Origin of the sequence: Mesorhizobium sp. ES1-4 (assembly GCF_020164745.1) — a bacterium.
In the GTDB taxonomy this organism is placed as follows: domain Bacteria; phylum Pseudomonadota; class Alphaproteobacteria; order Rhizobiales; family Rhizobiaceae; genus Mesorhizobium.
This window is the reverse complement of sequence record NZ_JAIUGV010000001.1, coordinates 622,422-638,552: the sequence shown is the minus strand read 5'-3', so window position 1 is coordinate 638,552 and position 16,131 is coordinate 622,422. Positions and strand designations below refer to the sequence as shown.

Sequence of the window (16,131 nt, the reverse complement as noted above, 5' to 3'; positions counted from 1 at the left end):
TCAGCCTCCGTAGGGTTCGAGGACGAGATCGCGGGTGACAATGACGCGCACAGGGAATCCCGGCCGGATCGTCAGTGTTGGCGCGATGTTGAGCTGGCGCTGGACGATCTGCTGACCTGTCTGGCTGACGCTGTTCGATGCGCCCTGGCGCAGCGCACGCACGATATCGCTGTCCTGGCCCGATGAGCCGGCTTCCGCGCCGATGCTCAGGATCGTGGAGAGCGCGGCAGCCTTGAACAGCTCGCCCCAGTGATAATCGACGCCATCCTCAAGACCAGCATAGCCTTCGGCGTCCGCACCAGGCTGGCGCTCCAGCACGATGGAACGTCCGTTCGGGAAGATCAGCCGGTTCCAGACCAGCAGCATCCTGCGCTGACCGAACCCCACGCCATTGTCGTATTGCCCGATCACACGCGTCCCTTGCGGGATCAGGAGAACATGGCCGGTTGGGCTGTCATAGATATTCTCAGTCACCTGTGCGGTGATCTGCCCGGGGAGGTCCGACCGGATGCCGGTGATCAAGGCGGCCGCGATGACGGCGCCGGCCTGGAGGACGTTCCTTGACGCTGGCGCCGCCACGCGATCCGGAGACACGGTGCGCTTGTCGGGTGTCTGGTTGAGGAACGCGAGTTGACGATCCTCCGCCGATGGCGTCGCCGGCTGTGGGGCGAGGCCAAGGTTTGCGAGATCCGGTTGCGGTGCGACGTTTGTTGCCGGCTGGGCCGTGGTTGCGTTGCCCGCAGGCCGCGTTTCCGTTGAGGCAAACAGGCGTGCGGTCCGCGCCGCCTCCAGCTCCTGCGCCCGACGCTGTTCTTCCGGGCTTGGCCCGGCAGGAGCACCGACCGGCGTGCCCATGGGGGGCACCGAGCCGCCATTCTGCGCATTTAGGATCGGGCGGCCGAGATCGCCGGGGAGCGGCGGGCCGAGCTTTGGAACCCCGGAATAGTCTTTCGGTAGACCGGCGAGGCCGTCCGGCGTCGAGCGATTATCTGTCGAATACAGCTCCTCGCCCTGGCCGCGTTGATGGGTCTGAAGCGCATAGATCAGCGCGCTGCCGACGCCGAGGCTCGCGGCCAGCCCCAATCCGGCCAGCACCTTGCGCGAAAGGCGCGTCACGCGTGGCGGCTCCGCGCGCAGCCGCATGGTCGCGGCCGGCTCGCCGATGAGCGGCTGGGCGTCGTCCTCAGCCGGAGCCGGAGGCTGAACCGCGTTCGCCGGTCCCCGACCTTCTCCCTTTTCGGGATCGAGTTCGTCGTTCACGTTGCCGGCCTCCCATCGGTGCGGGAGATGCGGACGCGCTTCTGATTCTTGCCCGACCCGAAGCGCAGCTCGGCGGCGGCGAACAACCGATCGACGATCATGTAATTGCCGCGGACACGATAATTCACCAACTCGGATGTGTCGCCTTCGGGGCCGACGACGAACAGGGGCGGCATCTCGCCCTGGCCGATGCCGCGCGGAAATTCGATGAACACCTGCTTGTCGTCATCGAAGGCGCGTAGCGGCCGCCACGGCGCGCGGTCGCCTGTTACTTCGTAGCGGAAGTTCACGCGGGCGAGATCGATGCCGTTGGCAACCGGCTGGGCAGCCTCGGCTTGGCTGTTCTGACGGCGCAGCGCGATGAGCTGGTCCTGCGGATATTGCCACGACACCGACGCCATGTAGGTGGATGGCGTCGAGCGCAGCTCCATGTGGTAGGTGCGCCGGTCGGTGTTGATGACGAGATTGGTCATCAGATCGGGGCGCGTCGGCTTCACGAGGATATGGATCTGCTTGGCCGCACCCGTGCCGCTCTCGGTATCGCCGATGACCCAGCGCACGGTGTCGCCGGCGGCGACTGGGCCGGAGCCGACGAGCTGCTCGCCCGGCTGGAGCTCGATGTCGGTGATTTGCCCCGGCGAGGCATAGACCTGATAGAGCGCGCCATCGACGAACGGATAGACCTGCATCGAGTTGATGAAGCCGTTGCGAACCGGCTGGATGCGCGCGGCGGCATTGGCCAGGTTGACCCTTGCTGCGGGATCGGCCGGTTCCGGCTCGGACTTGCCATCCTTGCCGACCGGCTTCAACTGTCCCGGAAGCGGCAGCGGCTTCGGCAGTTCCACCACCCTGACGGGTGCCGGCGGATCAGTCGTCTGCACGGCCGGAGCTGCATTATCATAGGAGATCTCCGGCGGCGGCGTGTGCGTGGCGCACCCTGCCAGGACCGAACCGGCGAGCAGGATTGCCGGCAACGCGGATCTACGGAAAGCCGGCATTACGTGGATGAGGAAAGCCGGGCGCCCTGCACTCCAGGGGGTGGCTTTGCGGAGTGCGGGCGTCATTGTCCAAGCTCCTTCGACCAGTTGATGGCGTTGATGTAGATTCCAAGCGGGTTCTTGCGCAGCGTGTCGGCGTCGCGCGGGGGCTGCACGACAACGGTCATGATCGCGGACCAGCGTTCGGTGGAGGCGAGTGAGCCGTCCTGATAACGGCGCTCGACCCACGCGATGCGGAAGCTGGTTGGCGAGGCGCGGATCACCGACGACACCTCGATCGCTATTTGCTGCTTGCCGACCTTGGCGAACGGGTCGTTGGCGCGGGCATAGTCATTGAGCGCGAGCGCGCCGCCCTGCGTCGTGAAGTCATAGGCGCGCAGCCAGTTCTGCCGCACGATGATCGGATCGGCCGGGATGCTCCTGACCTGCTCGATGAACCGCGCCAGGTAGAAGGCGAGCTGCGGATCGTTCGGCTGATAGTCGGCGGTCGCCGGCGCGATCGCCTGCGCCTGTCCGAGTCGATCAACCTGCACCACCCATGGCACGATCGAACCGTTGGCCGACTGCCAGACAAGTGCGGCGGAGAGGCCGGCGGCAAGCCCCAACGAACCGAATGCCATGTACCGCCAGTTCCGGGCTTGCACGCGCGCGGAGCCGATGCGCTCGTCCCAGACCTGGCTCGCGCGCTGATAAGGCGTCGCGGGCGGTGGGGATTTGCCGTAGTGGGTGGATGGTCGTTTGAACATGGTCAGTCGCTTTCGGAAAGGTTGACGGAGGAGCCGCCGCCATGGCTGTCGCCGCTGCGCACGGCGTGCGCGGCGGCTGAGAGACCATGGGACATCTGCTGCGAGCGCTTCATGCGCTTGGCCCAAGCGGGCGGGCCAGCGGCCTCAGGAGCCGAAGTGGCCGCAGCCGCGGACTCTGTCGCCCCGCCATCGCTGGATGCGCCGCCGGAGATTTCGGTCGCGGCGCGTGAGCCGGCGTCATAGCTGGATTTGAGGCTATCGGCCGCGCGTGTGGCGGCGCGTTTCAGCGGCGAGACCGCGGCCTTCGCGCCGGTGCTCGCGACATTGCCGAGACCAGAAGCAACGCCCGAAGCGCCTGACTGGCCAGCGGCGCCAAGGCTGTAAGCTGTCGATGCACCGCCCGCGAGCGCGGCCCCGCCGCGCGCGACGGCAGCGGCACCGCCAGCAAGGGCAGCGCCACCGGACGCGACCGCGCCGACCGTCGCGGCGCCGGCCGCGACCATACCGCCAGCAGCCAGGCCGGTGCCCACTGCCGCGCCGGCGCCGAGCTGCGGTCCACCGGAGACGAGACCGTTGGCGATGCCGGGTCCGAAGATGCCGAGGCCAAGCAATGACAGCGCGGCGAGGACAATCGCCATCGCGTCGTCGACCGACGGCTTGGCGCCGCCGAAGCCGGAGGTGAATTCGGAGAACAACGTCGAGCCGATGCCGATGATGACGGCGAGAACGAGCACCTTGATGCCCGAGGAAATGACGTTGCCCAGCACGCGCTCGGCCATGAAGGCTGACTTGCCGAACAGGCCGAACGGGATCAGCACGAAGCCGGCGAGCGTCGCCAGCTTGAAACGATGAGCGTGACGAAGAGCTGGATGGCGAGGACGAAGAACGCCAGCAACACCAGCGCCCAGGCGAAGAACATGCAGGCGATCTGGATGAAGTTCTCGAAGAACGACCAGTAGCCCATCAGGCTTGAGATCGAGTCGAGCAACGGACGACCTGCGTCGAGCCCGGTTTGCGCCACCTTGCCGGGGCGCATGAGATCACTGAGGGCAAAGCCAGTGCCGGACGCCTTCAAGCCGAGTCCCGCAAAACTCTCGAAGATGATGCGGGCGAGATTATTCCAGTTGGAGATCAGGTAGGCGAAGACACCGACGAACAGCGTCTTCTTGACCAAGCGCGCCATGATGTCGTCGTCAGCGCCCCACGACCAGAACAGCGCGGCGAGCGTCACGTCGATGACGATCAAGGTGGTGGCGATGAAGCCGACCTCGCCGCCGAGCAGGCCGAAGCCGCCGTCGATGTATCGCGTGAAGACTTCGAGGAAATGGTCGATGACGCCGGTGCCGCCCATGTCAGCGCACCTCCGGCCGAGCAGGCTCGGCCTGCATCGTGGGGCCGGTCAGATCCGCTGGCGCGCTTTCCTTGCGGATGGGGTCGGCCGAGGCCGGAGCATTCGGAAACATCGACGGCGACGAAACCGGGGCCTGCGATGACGACTGGTCCGGGTGCCCGAGGAAGCGGCGCCGGTTCTCCGCCCATGCTCTCAGGCACGAGGGATCACGCGGGCCGACCTCGCCGATCTCGGAACAGCGAAGCAGCTCGGCCGCCAGCGGATCTTGCGTCGCGACGGGACGGATCTGCCCCGTAAATGCTTCCGGCCGATCGTCCTTGCGGTTCATCTCGATCGCGGTCGCCGTGATGGCGACCGCGACGAAGACGATGGCGCCGATGCGAGCGAGGGTCTTGCCGTCCATCGCACGGGCCTCAGTTGCCGCTGTTCGGGAACATCCGGGCGTTGCCGGGCTGATAGCCCACGCCCGGCGTCAGGAAGCGGCGGCGTTGTTCGCGACCCTGCTCGGCGGCAGCAGCCTGTTCGGCCGATTGCAGTGCTTGTGCCCGGCCGTTGGCCGCGACGACGGCGGTGAGATCGGCGAGCTGCTGAGCCTGAAGCGCCAGAAGCTGGTTGCCGGCCTGTGTCGCCTGGAGCGCCCCGGTCGCGCCTTGGCTCTGGCCGACCAGCGCCGACATCTGCGCACGGTTGGTGTCGATGTTGCCGACGACACCGGCCTGCACGCGCATGGCGTCCTGCAGGCCGCCCACCGTGTTCTGCCAGCGAGAGCGGGCGTCGGTGACGAGCTGCTGGTCGGTCGCCGACATCGAAACGTTCCCATATTTCTGCTGGAACATCTGGTCGATCTTCTGGACGTCGTAGGCGATGTTCTGCGCCTGGCTGAGGAGCTGCTGCGTCTTCTGGACCGACTGCTGCAACTGCTGGAGCGCGGAGTACGGCAGGCTTGTCAGGTTGCGTGCCTGGTTGATCAGCATCTGCGCTTCGTTCTGAAGCGAAGTGATCTGGTTGGTGATCTGCTGGAGCGAACGCGCCGCCGTCAGCACGTTCTGCGCATAGTTCGAGGGATCGAACACGATGATGGCGTGAGCGGGCGTCGCCAGCATGGGCGCGAGCGCGACGGGGGCGGTCAGCAGCGCGGCAGCGAAACGCGCTGCGCGGGAATGGCGCAGTTTCATAGGTTATTCTCCTTGTTGGTGAGGTTGGGAACGAGATCCGCTGCCCAGCCGATCTCGCGGTGGTTGAGCCAGGCGGCGAGGAAGCCATCGCGGCCGTGTTCGGCGACGACGCGGGCGATGGCGGCCTGGTCGGTCTTCGACGACGTGGCGCACAGAGCGAGCGCCACGTCGGAAAGGCCCAGCTCGAACAGCCGGTTGCCGCGCCGGGACTGGCAATAGTAGTCGCGCTTGGGCATGGCCCGCGCGATGATCTCGATCTGGCGATCGTTGAGGCCGAAGCGCCGATAGATCGCGGTGATCTGCGGTTCGATCGCGCGCTCGTTCGGCAGGAGAAGCCGGGTCTGACAGCTCTCGATGATGGCGGGCGCGATGGCCGAGCCATCGATGTCCGACAGCGACTGCGTGGCGAAGATGACGCTGGCGTTCTTCTTGCGCAGCGTTTTCAGCCATTCGCGGAGCTGGCCGGCGAAACCGTCGTCATCCAGCGCCAGCCAGCCCTCGTCGATGATGAGGAGGGTCGGCGAGCCGTCGAGCCGGTCCTCGATGCGATGAAAGAGATAGGCGAGGACGGCCGGTGCCGCGCCGGTGCCGATCAAACCTTCGGTCTCGAACGCCTGGACCATCGCCGAGCCGAGATATTCGCGCTCGGCGTCGAGCAGCCGGCCATAGGGGCCGCCGACGCAATAGGGCCTGAGCGCCTGCTTCAAGTCGTTCGACTGGAGCAGCACGACGAGGCCGGTGATGGTGCGTTCCTCGATCGGCGCTGACGTCAGCGAGGTCAGTGCCGTCCAGAGATGCTCTTTTACCTCCGGCGTGATCGGGACGCCCTCGCGCATCAGGATCGCGACGATCCAGTCTGCCGCCCAGGCGCGCTCGGGGACATTATGGATGCGGGCGAGCGGTTGGAGGCTGACGCTATCGATCGCGCCATCGCTGAGATCGCCGCCGAGATCGTGCCAGTCTCCGCCCATGGCCAGCGCGGCTGCGCGGATCGAGCCGCCGAAGTCGAAGGCGAAGACCTGAGAGCCCGCATAGCGTCGGAACTGGAGCGCCATCAGCGCCAGCAGGACGGACTTGCCCGCGCCGGTCGGGCCGACGATCAGCGTGTGGCCGACGTCGCCGACATGAAGCGAAAGCCGGAACGGGGTCGAGCCTTCGGTCTTGCCGAAGAGCAGTGGGGGCGCTGCAAAATGCTCGTCCCGTTCCGGCCCCGCCCACACCGCGGAGAGCGGGATCATGTGGGCGAGATTGAGCGTGGAGATCGGCGACTGGCGGACGTTGGCGTAAACATGGCCGGGCAATGATCCGAGCCACGCATCCACCGCGTTGATGCTTTCGGCCATCGCGGTGAAGTCGCGGCCCTGGATGACCTTCTCGACCAGCCGCAGCTTCTCGTCGGCAACGCGAGGATCGCTGTCCCACACCGTCACCGTCGCGGTGACGTAGGCCATGCCGGCATAGTCGGCGCCGAGTTCCTGAAGGGCGAGATCGGCGTCGGCGGCCTTGTTCGCTGCATCGGTGTCCACGAGGACCGACGCCTCGTTGGTCATGACTTCTTTGAGGATGGCGGCGATCGACTTGCGCTTGGCGAACCATTGCCGTCTGATTTTCGTCAGCAGCCTCGTCGCGTCCGTTTTGTCGAGCAGGATCGCGCGCGTCGACCAGCGATAGGGAAAGGCCAGCCGGTTCAGCTCATCGAGCAGACCGGGCGTCGTCGCAGTCGGGAAGCCGGTGATCGTGAGGACGCGCAGATGCGATGCCCCGAGTCGCGGTTCTAGGCCGCCGGTCAGCGGCTGATCGGCGAGCAATGCGTCGAGGTAGATCGGCGTCTCGGGGACGCGGACGCGGTGGCGCTTGGTCGAGACGCAACCGTGCAGATAGGTCAGCGTTTCGGCATCATCGAGCCAATGGCATTCCGGCATGAAGGCTTCGATCAGGCGGAGAATGCGATCGGTGCGATCCGCGAAGCCGGTCAGGGCTTCCTGCGGGTTGATGCCTTTCTTTTCGCGTCCTTCGTAGAGCCAGCTTTCTGCGCGGGCGGCGTCCTCTGCGGGTGGCAGATAGGTGAAGGTCAGGAAATAGCTCGACTCGAAATGCGCGCCGGCCTCCTCAAAGCCCGCCTTGCGCTCGGCATCGACCAGCGCGGAGGCCGCGTCAGGAAACCGGCTGTCGGGATAGCGGTTCGAGGCGTGACGCTGCGCTTCCACGAAAATCGCCCAGCCGGAGCCGAGGCGACGGAAGGCGTTGTTGAGGCGTCCGGCGACGGCGACCAGCTCGGCCGGAACGGCGCTATCGAGATCGGGGCCGCGAAAACGCGCGGTGCGCTGGAAACTGCCGTCCTTGTTCAGCACGATTCCAGTGCCGACCAGGGCGACCCAGGGCAGGAAGTCGGCGAGCCGGCTATTGCGGTTGCGATATTCGGCGAGGTTCATCATGGCGTGTCCTTGATCAGACAGTGAGATGCGCCGGGACGCGCAGATGGCGGCGCACGACGTCGACGAACAGCGGGTCGCGCTTGGCGGCCCAGACAGCCGCGACGTGGCCGATCGCCCAGATGGCGAGGCCGACGAGCCAGAGGCGCAGACCAAGGCCGACAGCGCCGGCGAGCGTCCCGTTCATGATGGCGATCGCGCGTGGGGCGCCGCCGAGCAGGATTGGCTCGGTCAGCGCCCGGTGAACGGGAACGGTGTAGCCCGGCACTTCGCCGCTCTGATCGACGCCGCCCGTCATCAGACCAGCGCTCCGCCGCCGAAAGAGAAGAACGACAGGAAGAAGCTCGACGCGGCGAAGGCGATCGAGAGGCCGAACACGATCTGGATGAGCCGGCGGAAACCGCCAGAGGTATCGCCGAACGCCAGCGTCAGACCCGTGACTATGATGATGATCACCGCGATGATCTTGGAGACCGGACCTTCGATCGACTGGAGGATCTGCTGGAGCGGCTGTTCCCACGGCATGGACGAGCCGGAGGCGTGAGCGGGCGCGGCCATGACCACCGACAGCATGGCGACGGAAACAGTCATGGCGAGATGACGGCGCGCGAGGCGCAGGCGTTGGATCACAGGTCTTCTCCTTCAGGGCTTTGGGTGAGCAAGGTCGGGCCGTCGGCGCCCTCAATGACGGCGGGCGCGACGCGGTAATCGCCGGTGGCGTCCAGGCCCTCGACGCGTGCGAGTTCGGAGAGGCGGCGCGCGGAGCCGCGGCCGGAGAGGACGGCAACGATGTCGATCGTCTCAGCGATCAGCGCGCGCGGGACCGTGACGACGGCTTCCTGAATGAGCTGCTCCATCCGGCGCAGCGCGCCGATCGCGGTTCCAGCGTGGATCGTGCCGACGCCGCCGGGATGGCCGGTGCCCCAGGCTTTCAGGAGGTCGAGGGCTTCCGCGCCGCGCACCTCTCCGATAGGAATACGGTCAGGGCGCAAGCGCAGCGAGGAGCGCACGAGATCGGAGAGCGAGGCGACGCCATCTTTCGTGCGCATCGCCACGAGGTTCGGCGCGGCGCATTGCAGCTCGCGCGTGTCCTCGATGATGACGACGCGATCGGCGGTCTTCGCGACTTCGGCGAGCAATGCGTTGGTCAGCGTCGTCTTGCCGGTGGACGTGCCGCCCGCGACGAGGATGTTGGCGCGCGCGGCGACGCCCTGGCGCAGCGTCTCGGCTTGCGCCGCCGACATGATCCCGGTCGCGACATAGTCGTCCAGCGTGAACACCGCGACGGCGGGCTTGCGGATCGCAAAGGCCGGAGCCGCGACCACAGGCGGCAGCAATCCCTCGAACCGCTCTCCCGTTTCGGGCAACTCGGCGGAGACGCGCGGAGCGCCGGCGTGAACCTCGGCGCCGACATGATGGGCGACCAGGCGGACGATGCGCTCGCCATCGGCAGCTGACAGACGCTCGCCCGTATCGGACAATCCCTCGGACAGGCGGTCGATCCAGAGACGCCCGTCGGGATTGAGCATCACCTCGACGATGCTGGCGTCGTCGAGATAGCGGGCAATCGCAGGCCCGAGCGCCGTGCGCAGCATGCGTGCGCCGCGCGCGAGACTTTCAGAATTATGATGTGATGCCGGCATGTGATCCCCGATTCCATCGGGGTCGACACAGACCTTCCCCGCACGGGGATGATTAAAAGAGCCATATATTTGGCAGCTTCAATAGATTTGAAGCGTCGTAGTATCGTGGCGTGCAAATACAGGAGAACGGCGGGACGGTACGCTAAAGAACAGACTGGAGAGCGACCATGAGCAAGACTTCGACGGGACGCAGGACCGACTCGGCATCGCGCATCATTGCGGCTTCACCTCACACGATCTACGGCGCGTTTGTGGACGGGCGCTCGTGGGAGCGATGGCTGCCGCCTATCCTCATAGTAGCGCGCCTTCTTCGCGCGGATCGGCGGCGTGCCCGCGACCATGACGATTTCTTCGGTCGGCGGAAGCTGCATCACCTCACCGGGCGTCAGCAGCGGCCGCGCCGTCTCGGATCGCGAGACCATCAGATGCCCGAGCCAGGGCGAGAGCCGATGGCCGGCATAGTTCTTCATCGCCTTCATCTCGGTCGCGGTGCCGAGGGCATCGGAGACGCGCTTGGCGGTGCGTTCGTCGTTGGTCGCGAAGCTCACCCGGACGTGGCAGTTGTCGAGAATCGAGTTGTTCGCGCCATAGGCTTTCTCAATCTGATTGAGCGACTGCGCGATCAGGAAGCTCTTGAGACCGTAGCCGGCCATGAACGCCAACGCCGACTCGAAGAAGTCGAGACGCCCCAGCGCCGGAAACTCATCCAACATGAGCAACAGGCGGTGCCGATCGGCCTTGGCTTGGAGATCCTCGGTCAAGCGGCGACCGACCTGATTGAGGATCAGGCGGATCAGTGGCTTGGTGCGATTGATGTCGGAGGGCGGAACGACGAGGTACAGCGTCGTCGGATGTTTGCTGCCCACGATGTCGGTGATCCGCCAATCGCAACGGCGCGTCACCTCTGCCACGACCGGATCACGATAGAGACCAAGGAACGACATGGCGGTGGACAGCACGCCGGACCGCTCGTTGTCGGATTTGTTGAGCAACTCGCGCGCTGCGCTGGCGATGACGGGATGCGGCCCGGCATCGCCCAGGTGCGCCGTCTTCATCATCGCGGCGAGCGTGGATTCGATCGGTCGCTTCGGATCGGAGAGGAAACCTGCGACGCCGGCAAGTGTCTTGTCCTCCTCGGCATAGAGGACATGGAGGATCGCGCCGACCAGCAGCGCGTGGCTAGTTTTCTCCCAGTGGTTCCGCTTCTCCAGCGAGCCTTCGGGATCGACCAGGATGTCGGCGATGTTCTGCACGTCGCGCACCTCCCATTCGCCACGCCGCACCTCGAGTAGCGGATTGTAGGCCGACGACTTCGCATTGGTCGGATCGAACAGCAGCACCCGGCCATGCTTCGCGCGGAAGCCGGCGGTGAGGGTCCAGTTTTCGCCCTTGATGTCATGGACGATCGCCGAACCCGGCCAGGTCAACAGCGAGGGGACCACCAGGCCGACGCCCTTGCCGGAGCGGGTCGGTGCGAAGCACAGCACATGCTCCGGCCCGTCATGGCGCAGATAGCCGAGCAGCCAGTCGGCCGCCTTGCTTGCTTGGGAGGCGGCGCGGACGATGGCGCGATTGTCCTCGCGCAGCACCTCCAGCCAGGAACCGATATAATCGGCATGGCGGACGGTCGGCACGATGCCGAGCGAGGCGCAGCAGAAAGCGGCGTTGATCTCGGCCACTAGCTCCTCGAACGCGTATTTCTTGGTGCCGAACGAGCCGGAAAGGTCGCGATTCAGCCGATGGGCTGCGCCACTCGCATGACCCAGTTCGTGCAGGGCCGTCCGGTGCCAGTTGATCGGCTCGAAATACGCCTGCGGCGGCGGAACCTGCACATATTCGAGCGCCGGGGCATAGAAGGCCCGATCGCCGCCGATGCGGAATTCGATGCCTGTTGCCCGGATCAGCGCCTCGACCTTCGGCTCGATCAGGCCGGGCGGAGGTGGCGGGACAATCGTGGCGATGGCGTCAGGCAGGCCATCGCATTGCGCGGTGTTAAACACCGTGAACCGTTTGAGGAACGGGATGGCGGCGGCTTCCTCGCCGGCCTCGCGGGCGCGGCGTTTCTCGTCCTCCGGGGTGAAGCGGTCGGCATAGACGACGGTGGTGCCGCGCTCGCCCTTGCGGACATTGCCGCCGAGCGACAGCGCCTGGCGGAAGGTTAGCCAACTTTGGCCGGGGAAGCCGTTCTGGATGACGGCGCCCCAAAGGATGAGAACATTGATGCCCGAATAATGCCGTCCGGTTGCACCGTTGCTCGGCATGGCGAGCGGCGCCTTGGTCGAGACCGCCCCCCAGGGCTGGACCCAGGGCACTCGCCCGGCCTCCAGCTCGGCGATGATCTTGCCAGTGATTTCGTCATAAAGGCTCGCCCGGTCCTGACCCGTTCGCGCGTTGCCATCTTTCCTGAACATCGCAGTTCTCCGCGACAGGCGCGGGAGACCTCTTCTCCAGCCCTCAGCCCGTCACGGAAAACCCGTCCACACTCTCACTCTCAGGGGGCGTTGCGGGGTCTCCCCGCAGAAAGGGTCGGCCGAGACCTTGGCTCGGCCGCAGGGGAAAGCTTCCCCTCCGGCCCCCAAATTGCGGCCTCATCATTTCCAATTAGCGAGGCGTTGACTCCCAATTGGCCGGATTCAGAGCTGGCGCCAGCTCGGCGACGTGGCCCTTTGAGGCCTTTCCCTTCAGGGGGGTGCCCTAATCCACACCATCTCGCAGCCGGGTTGAAAACTGTCAGAAAACCGCGTATATTTCTGACAGGAGATTTGCCGTGCAACGACTGACCGAACAGATTCTGGCGCATACCGAGGGCTTGCCCGAAGGCGCTCCGATCGCGGCGAAAAGCCTGCTCCATCTCGGCAATCGGGCCGCAGTGGACCAGGCGTTGTCGCGACTGGCTGAACGTGGCCGGCTGATGCGTGCCGGGCGCGGCGTCTATCTGCGTCCGGTTTCGAGCCGGTTCGGCGTTCGCGCGCCCTCCGTCGAGAAAGCCGTCGAGGCCCTCGCAGTCCAGCGCGGTGAGGTCATCGTGTCGAACGGCGCTGCTGCCGCCAACGCGCTCGGCCTTACGACCCAGGTGCCGGTCCGGTCGGTCTATCTGACATCGGGCCGGAGCCGGACCATGAGCCTGGGCCAGCAGACCGTCGAGTTGCGGCATGCGCCGCGCTGGCAGTTGGCGCTTGCTGATCGGCCCGCCGGACAGGCCGTGCGCGCGCTCGCCTGGCTGGGGCCGGAGAAGGCGGAAGCTGCCGTGGAGATGCTGAAGCGCAAGCTGCCGTCTTCCACGTTCGGCGAACTTGTCGCGGCCGCACCCCAGCTCCCGAGCTGGCTCGCCAGAACGGTCGGCAAGGTCGCGCATGGCTGAGGCGTTTCTCACATTGTCGGCGGATGATCGGCGCGAGGCTCTGGCCGTCGCCGCCGATCGCTCCGGCCGTCCGCCTCATCTGCTGGAAAAGGATGTGTGGGTCGTCTGGTCCCTCGCGACGTTGTTCGGGTCCGACCTTGGCGAGCACCTCGTGTTCAAGGGCGGCACGTCGCTGTCGAAGGCGTATCACGTCATCCGGCGCTTTTCCGAGGATGTGGATCTCACCTACGATATTCGCGCCATAGCCCCCGACCTGGTGGACGAAAACGGCGAGGCCCTGCCGAAAAATCGGAGCGAGGAGAAGCGGTGGTCGAAGGCCGTCCGGCACCGCCTGCCTGAGTGGGTCGACGGAACGGTCCGACCTCTTCTTGCCGGCGCAATCGATGCGCAATCACTGCCCGCGACTCTCCGGGTCGAAGGCGACAAGCTGTTTGTCGACTATGAAGCGACCTCGTCGGGATCGGGCTATGTGGCTCCGAGCGTGATGCTGGAGTTCGGCGCCCGCTCGACAGGGAAGCCGGCGAGCCCCCGTGATGTCGTGTGCGATGCGGCCGGACTGATCGAAGGCATCGAATTTCCAGCGGCGCGGCCGCGGGTGATGCACGCCGAGCGGACCTTCTGGGAAAAGGCAACGGCGATGCACGTCTTCTGCTTGCAGGAGCGGCTTCGTGGCGAACGCTTCGCCCGCCACTGGCACGACGTTGTTCGATTGGATGATGCGGGGATCGCCAACGCCGCGATGTCCGACCGCGACCTTGCCAATGCTGTCGCTCGCCACAAAAGCATGTTCTTCGCGGAGAAGGCGGCCAATGGCGAGGCCATCGACTATGAAGCCGCCGTGGGCGGAAAGCTGCAGCTCGCACCGAGTGGTGAGGCGCGCGCGGTGTTGGCAACAGACTATGCGCGCATGGTCGAAGATGGGCTGCTCCTCGAAGATGCCGAGCCTTTTGAGGCGCTGATCGATCGGTGCGCAGACATCGCCGAACGGGCGAACCGTGCGGCGGGATAATGGGGATTGGGGGAAAGCGTGGGGCTATACGGAAAGTGGTGTGATGCCGCCAGGGAAGAGGACAAGCGCAAACGCTACTGGACCTATGTCGAGAAGGACGGCGGCCGCGACGAGGTTCGCAATGACCTCGTCGGAACCATCCGCTCGCACTACGACCGGCTCGAACGCATCGCCGAGGACGTGGAGCGGCTCGGTTACAAGGTCGCCGCCAAGATCCTCAGCGAGGCGATGCCCCAGACGCCCAAAGGACGTTCCGGCGATCTCGGCGAGATTCTCGCGACCGAGCTGGTCGAGGAAGAGATCGGCCTGCGCGTTCCCGTGCGCCGCCTCCGCTACAAAGACGGGCGCAACATGGCTATGCGTGGCGACGACTTCATCGGCGCCGGATACGACGAGGCTGGCGAGAAGCTCTGGCTTCTGAAAGGCGAAGCCAAAAGCAACAAGGTGCTCGGCAAGTCCACTGTCACGAGCGCCCGCAAGGTACTCAACCGCGATAGCGGCCGTTGCACGCCCGATTCCCTGCTGTTCGTCGCCAACCGCCTGCTGGAGAGTAACGATCCAGATGACAATGCGCTGGGCCGCAACCTCAACGCCGCCGTCTTGTTGGTGCCAGCGTTGTATCGGGCGTCCGAGAAGATCAAAGGCGAGGAGTTCGCGAACGTTGCTGGCCGCGCCGGGCGCGCCTTCGTGGACGTCGAAGGCCTCATCGTCCACGTCATGTTCGACAAGATCGATTGGCGAAAGAAGGAGTGGCGAAAGCTGGTTGCCTCCGCCAAGGCCCGCACGCTGAAAAGCGGCCTCATCCAGATCGTCGCCGAGATCCTTGATCGCTTGTCTCGCGAAGGTGTCCTGGATCGCGATGATGCCTGGGAATATCTGGCCAATGCCCGCGAAGCATGGAGATCACCCGAGGAAGAAGCTGCGGTCGCCGAGCGCCTCGCTGCCGGTGCGGAATACGATGCCGATGGCGACGAGGATGAAGGCGGCGGCGGTGACGAGGAAGAAAGCGTTGATGAGGAGCCGCTCTCGCAAATCGTCGAGCGCCTCGACGCGACCGTGTTCGGCTTGATCGAAGCGCTTGATGCCGATCGCGCTGACCTGCCGAAGCTCTTGGACGAGGCGCTCAAGGGATCGCTCTGGGCACGTCAGATCGCCCGCGAAGACGAGGACGTCGCCCCGCTGCACAAGAAGGTGTTCGAGGCCCGCGCCGATCTTATTTGGAAAACCACCACGGCGCCGGCGCGGCGCGGGCATTTCGCCATGGGCGTTGGACTTGAGGCGGGCCTCTCGATCGACGCGATGGCCGACGAGTTGGCTGCACTGCTCGACCGTGCCGACGCCGCAGCGCTGAGCGGTGACATCGACGAACTTGTCGATGCGCTTGGCGGCCTTGGGGAGCGCCTGCTGTTCATGCGGCCGTTCATCCCCGACAAGGCGAACGCGCTGCCGGCGAACTGGAAAGCCATCCTGCGAAGCTGGGTTTCTGGCGAGGATGTCGCCAAGATTGGACCGCAGAACATGCGCGCGGTCGAGGAGGCCTTCACCTATCGCCTGGTCTGGGCGCTGGAAGCTGTCCGCACCCGCCGAATGTCGCTCGGCTGGTCGCCGGACACGGTGGCGGGCGGTGCGGCGGCATCGGTCGAAACTGGTGTCCCGCAGTTCATGATGGCGATGCTGATCCGCGCGGGCCTTCCGTCACGGCGTGCGGCTATGGCGGCGATCGAAGATGCCAAACCGATCTTCGTCACGCCCGCCGAGATGCGGGCCTGGCTCGAATCCGACGAGATCACGGCCTATACAGACGCTGGCGACTGGCCGACGCCCGACACTGCTGCGCTATGGGCACGCTTCCGTACCGAGGCCCTCAGCGGCGGCATCCAGAAGTGGTCGGTCGAACACTACAAGCGCCTGCTCGACATCGCCGCCGCTCCGCCTGCCGGCCTTTATCGGGTCGTCACCGACGAGGGTGATGGGCGCACATGGCTGGCGACGCCCGATTACCAGCGGGTCGCCGCGTTCAAGAAGTCGGCGGTCGATCCCAAGCCCAGCCTCTTCTCGGGTCGGTTGCCGGGTAATACCAGGCTTGTGGAAGCCTTGCGCGTCGGTCGCGGAAAACTGCGCTGGCCGACGGCCGACGCGTAAGAGGGAGCGTAGCT

12 protein-coding genes and 3 pseudogenes are annotated in these 16,131 nt (G+C 65.7%); 3 read left to right on the top strand and 12 right to left on the bottom strand.

The window, feature by feature from the left end; genetic code table 11:
• From LB556_RS03225 to LB556_RS31985, 12 genes and pseudogenes are all read right to left on the bottom strand, one after another.
• Positions 1 to 1,260 carry a TrbI/VirB10 family protein gene (locus LB556_RS03225; RefSeq protein WP_224563477.1) on the bottom strand — a complete coding sequence of 420 codons (1,260 nt, stop codon included), beginning with the start codon at positions 1,258 to 1,260 and terminating at the stop codon, positions 1 to 3.
• Positions 1,257 to 2,324, bottom strand: a complete 1,068-nt coding sequence (trbG, locus tag LB556_RS03220) for a P-type conjugative transfer protein TrbG (protein ID WP_224563474.1) — start codon at positions 2,322 to 2,324, stop codon at positions 1,257 to 1,259. Before trbG ends, LB556_RS03225 begins: the two co-directional genes overlap by 4 nt.
• On the bottom strand, positions 2,321 to 3,004 hold the full coding sequence (gene trbF / locus LB556_RS03215) for a conjugal transfer protein TrbF (protein WP_224563457.1): 684 nt from the start codon (positions 3,002 to 3,004) through the stop codon (positions 2,321 to 2,323). The genes trbG and trbF overlap by 4 nt, the downstream gene beginning before the upstream one ends.
• A gap of 2 nt (positions 3,005 to 3,006) precedes the next feature.
• Positions 3,007 to 4,355, bottom strand: a pseudogene (gene trbL, locus LB556_RS03210) (P-type conjugative transfer protein TrbL).
• A gap of 1 nt (position 4,356) precedes the next feature.
• Positions 4,357 to 4,758 (bottom strand): putative entry exclusion protein TrbK-alt, encoded by a 402-nt coding sequence (gene trbK-alt / locus LB556_RS03205; RefSeq protein ID WP_224563445.1) that lies wholly within the window; start codon positions 4,756 to 4,758, stop codon positions 4,357 to 4,359.
• A gap of 10 nt (positions 4,759 to 4,768) precedes the next feature.
• A complete protein-coding gene (trbJ, locus tag LB556_RS03200; RefSeq protein ID WP_224563443.1) occupies positions 4,769 to 5,530 on the bottom strand; it encodes a P-type conjugative transfer protein TrbJ in 762 nt (253 codons plus the stop codon).
• A complete protein-coding gene (trbE, locus tag LB556_RS03195; protein WP_224563433.1) occupies positions 5,527 to 7,965 on the bottom strand; it encodes a conjugal transfer protein TrbE in 2,439 nt (812 codons plus the stop codon). Before trbE ends, trbJ begins: the two co-directional genes overlap by 4 nt.
• A 13-nt stretch (positions 7,966 to 7,978) precedes the next feature.
• On the bottom strand, positions 7,979 to 8,260 hold the full coding sequence (locus LB556_RS03190; RefSeq protein ID WP_224563422.1) for a VirB3 family type IV secretion system protein: 282 nt from the start codon (positions 8,258 to 8,260) through the stop codon (positions 7,979 to 7,981).
• Entirely contained in the window at positions 8,260 to 8,553 is a 294-nt protein-coding gene (locus LB556_RS03185; protein WP_263485081.1) for a TrbC/VirB2 family protein, read from the bottom strand. Before LB556_RS03185 ends, LB556_RS03190 begins: the two co-directional genes overlap by 1 nt.
• 35 nt (positions 8,554 to 8,588) lie before the next feature.
• Positions 8,589 to 9,605, bottom strand: a complete 1,017-nt coding sequence (trbB, locus tag LB556_RS03180; RefSeq protein WP_224563417.1) for a P-type conjugative transfer ATPase TrbB — start codon at positions 9,603 to 9,605, stop codon at positions 8,589 to 8,591.
• 281 nt (positions 9,606 to 9,886) lie between these two features.
• A pseudogene (gene traG, locus LB556_RS03175) lies at positions 9,887 to 11,605 on the bottom strand (IncP-type conjugal transfer protein TraG); the annotation flags it as partial.
• Positions 11,606 to 11,611: 6 nt separating this feature from the next.
• A pseudogene (locus LB556_RS31985) lies at positions 11,612 to 12,016 on the bottom strand (ArdC-like ssDNA-binding domain-containing protein); the annotation flags it as partial.
• Between the two features lie 356 nt (positions 12,017 to 12,372).
• Here LB556_RS31985 and LB556_RS03170 point away from each other — a divergent pair.
• The 3 genes from LB556_RS03170 to LB556_RS31980 are packed head-to-tail and all read left to right on the top strand — an operon-like array spanning position 12,373 to position 16,117.
• On the top strand, positions 12,373 to 12,966 hold the full coding sequence (locus tag LB556_RS03170; protein WP_224563414.1) for a DUF6088 family protein: 594 nt from the start codon (positions 12,373 to 12,375) through the stop codon (positions 12,964 to 12,966).
• On the top strand, positions 12,959 to 13,975 hold the full coding sequence (locus LB556_RS03165; RefSeq protein WP_224563410.1) for a nucleotidyl transferase AbiEii/AbiGii toxin family protein: 1,017 nt from the start codon (positions 12,959 to 12,961) through the stop codon (positions 13,973 to 13,975). The genes LB556_RS03170 and LB556_RS03165 overlap by 8 nt, the downstream gene beginning before the upstream one ends.
• A gap of 18 nt (positions 13,976 to 13,993) precedes the next feature.
• Positions 13,994 to 16,117, top strand: coding sequence for a DUF1837 domain-containing protein (locus tag LB556_RS31980; protein WP_224563408.1), 2,124 nt, complete (start codon positions 13,994 to 13,996; stop codon positions 16,115 to 16,117).
• The last annotated feature ends 14 nt before the right edge of the window (positions 16,118 to 16,131 follow it).

Excerpts from the sequence above, each read along its gene's own strand:
- trbJ (WP_224563443.1), bottom strand. The coding sequence starts at position 5,530 with ATGAAACTGCGCCATTCCCGCGCAGCGCGTTTCGCTGCCGCGCTGCTG.
- trbE (WP_224563433.1), bottom strand. The coding sequence starts at position 7,965 with ATGATGAACCTCGCCGAATATCGCAACCGCAATAGCCGGCTCGCCGAC.
- LB556_RS03165 (WP_224563410.1), top strand. The coding sequence starts at position 12,959 with ATGGCTGAGGCGTTTCTCACATTGTCGGCGGATGATCGGCGCGAGGCT.
- trbB (WP_224563417.1), bottom strand. The coding sequence starts at position 9,605 with ATGCCGGCATCACATCATAATTCTGAAAGTCTCGCGCGCGGCGCACGC.
- trbK-alt (WP_224563445.1), bottom strand. The coding sequence starts at position 4,758 with ATGGACGGCAAGACCCTCGCTCGCATCGGCGCCATCGTCTTCGTCGCG.
- LB556_RS03185 (WP_263485081.1), bottom strand. The coding sequence starts at position 8,553 with ATGACTGTTTCCGTCGCCATGCTGTCGGTGGTCATGGCCGCGCCCGCT.
- trbF (WP_224563457.1), bottom strand. The coding sequence starts at position 3,004 with ATGTTCAAACGACCATCCACCCACTACGGCAAATCCCCACCGCCCGCG.
- LB556_RS03190 (WP_224563422.1), bottom strand. The coding sequence starts at position 8,260 with ATGACGGGCGGCGTCGATCAGAGCGGCGAAGTGCCGGGCTACACCGTT.
- trbG (WP_224563474.1), bottom strand. The coding sequence starts at position 2,324 with ATGACGCCCGCACTCCGCAAAGCCACCCCCTGGAGTGCAGGGCGCCCG.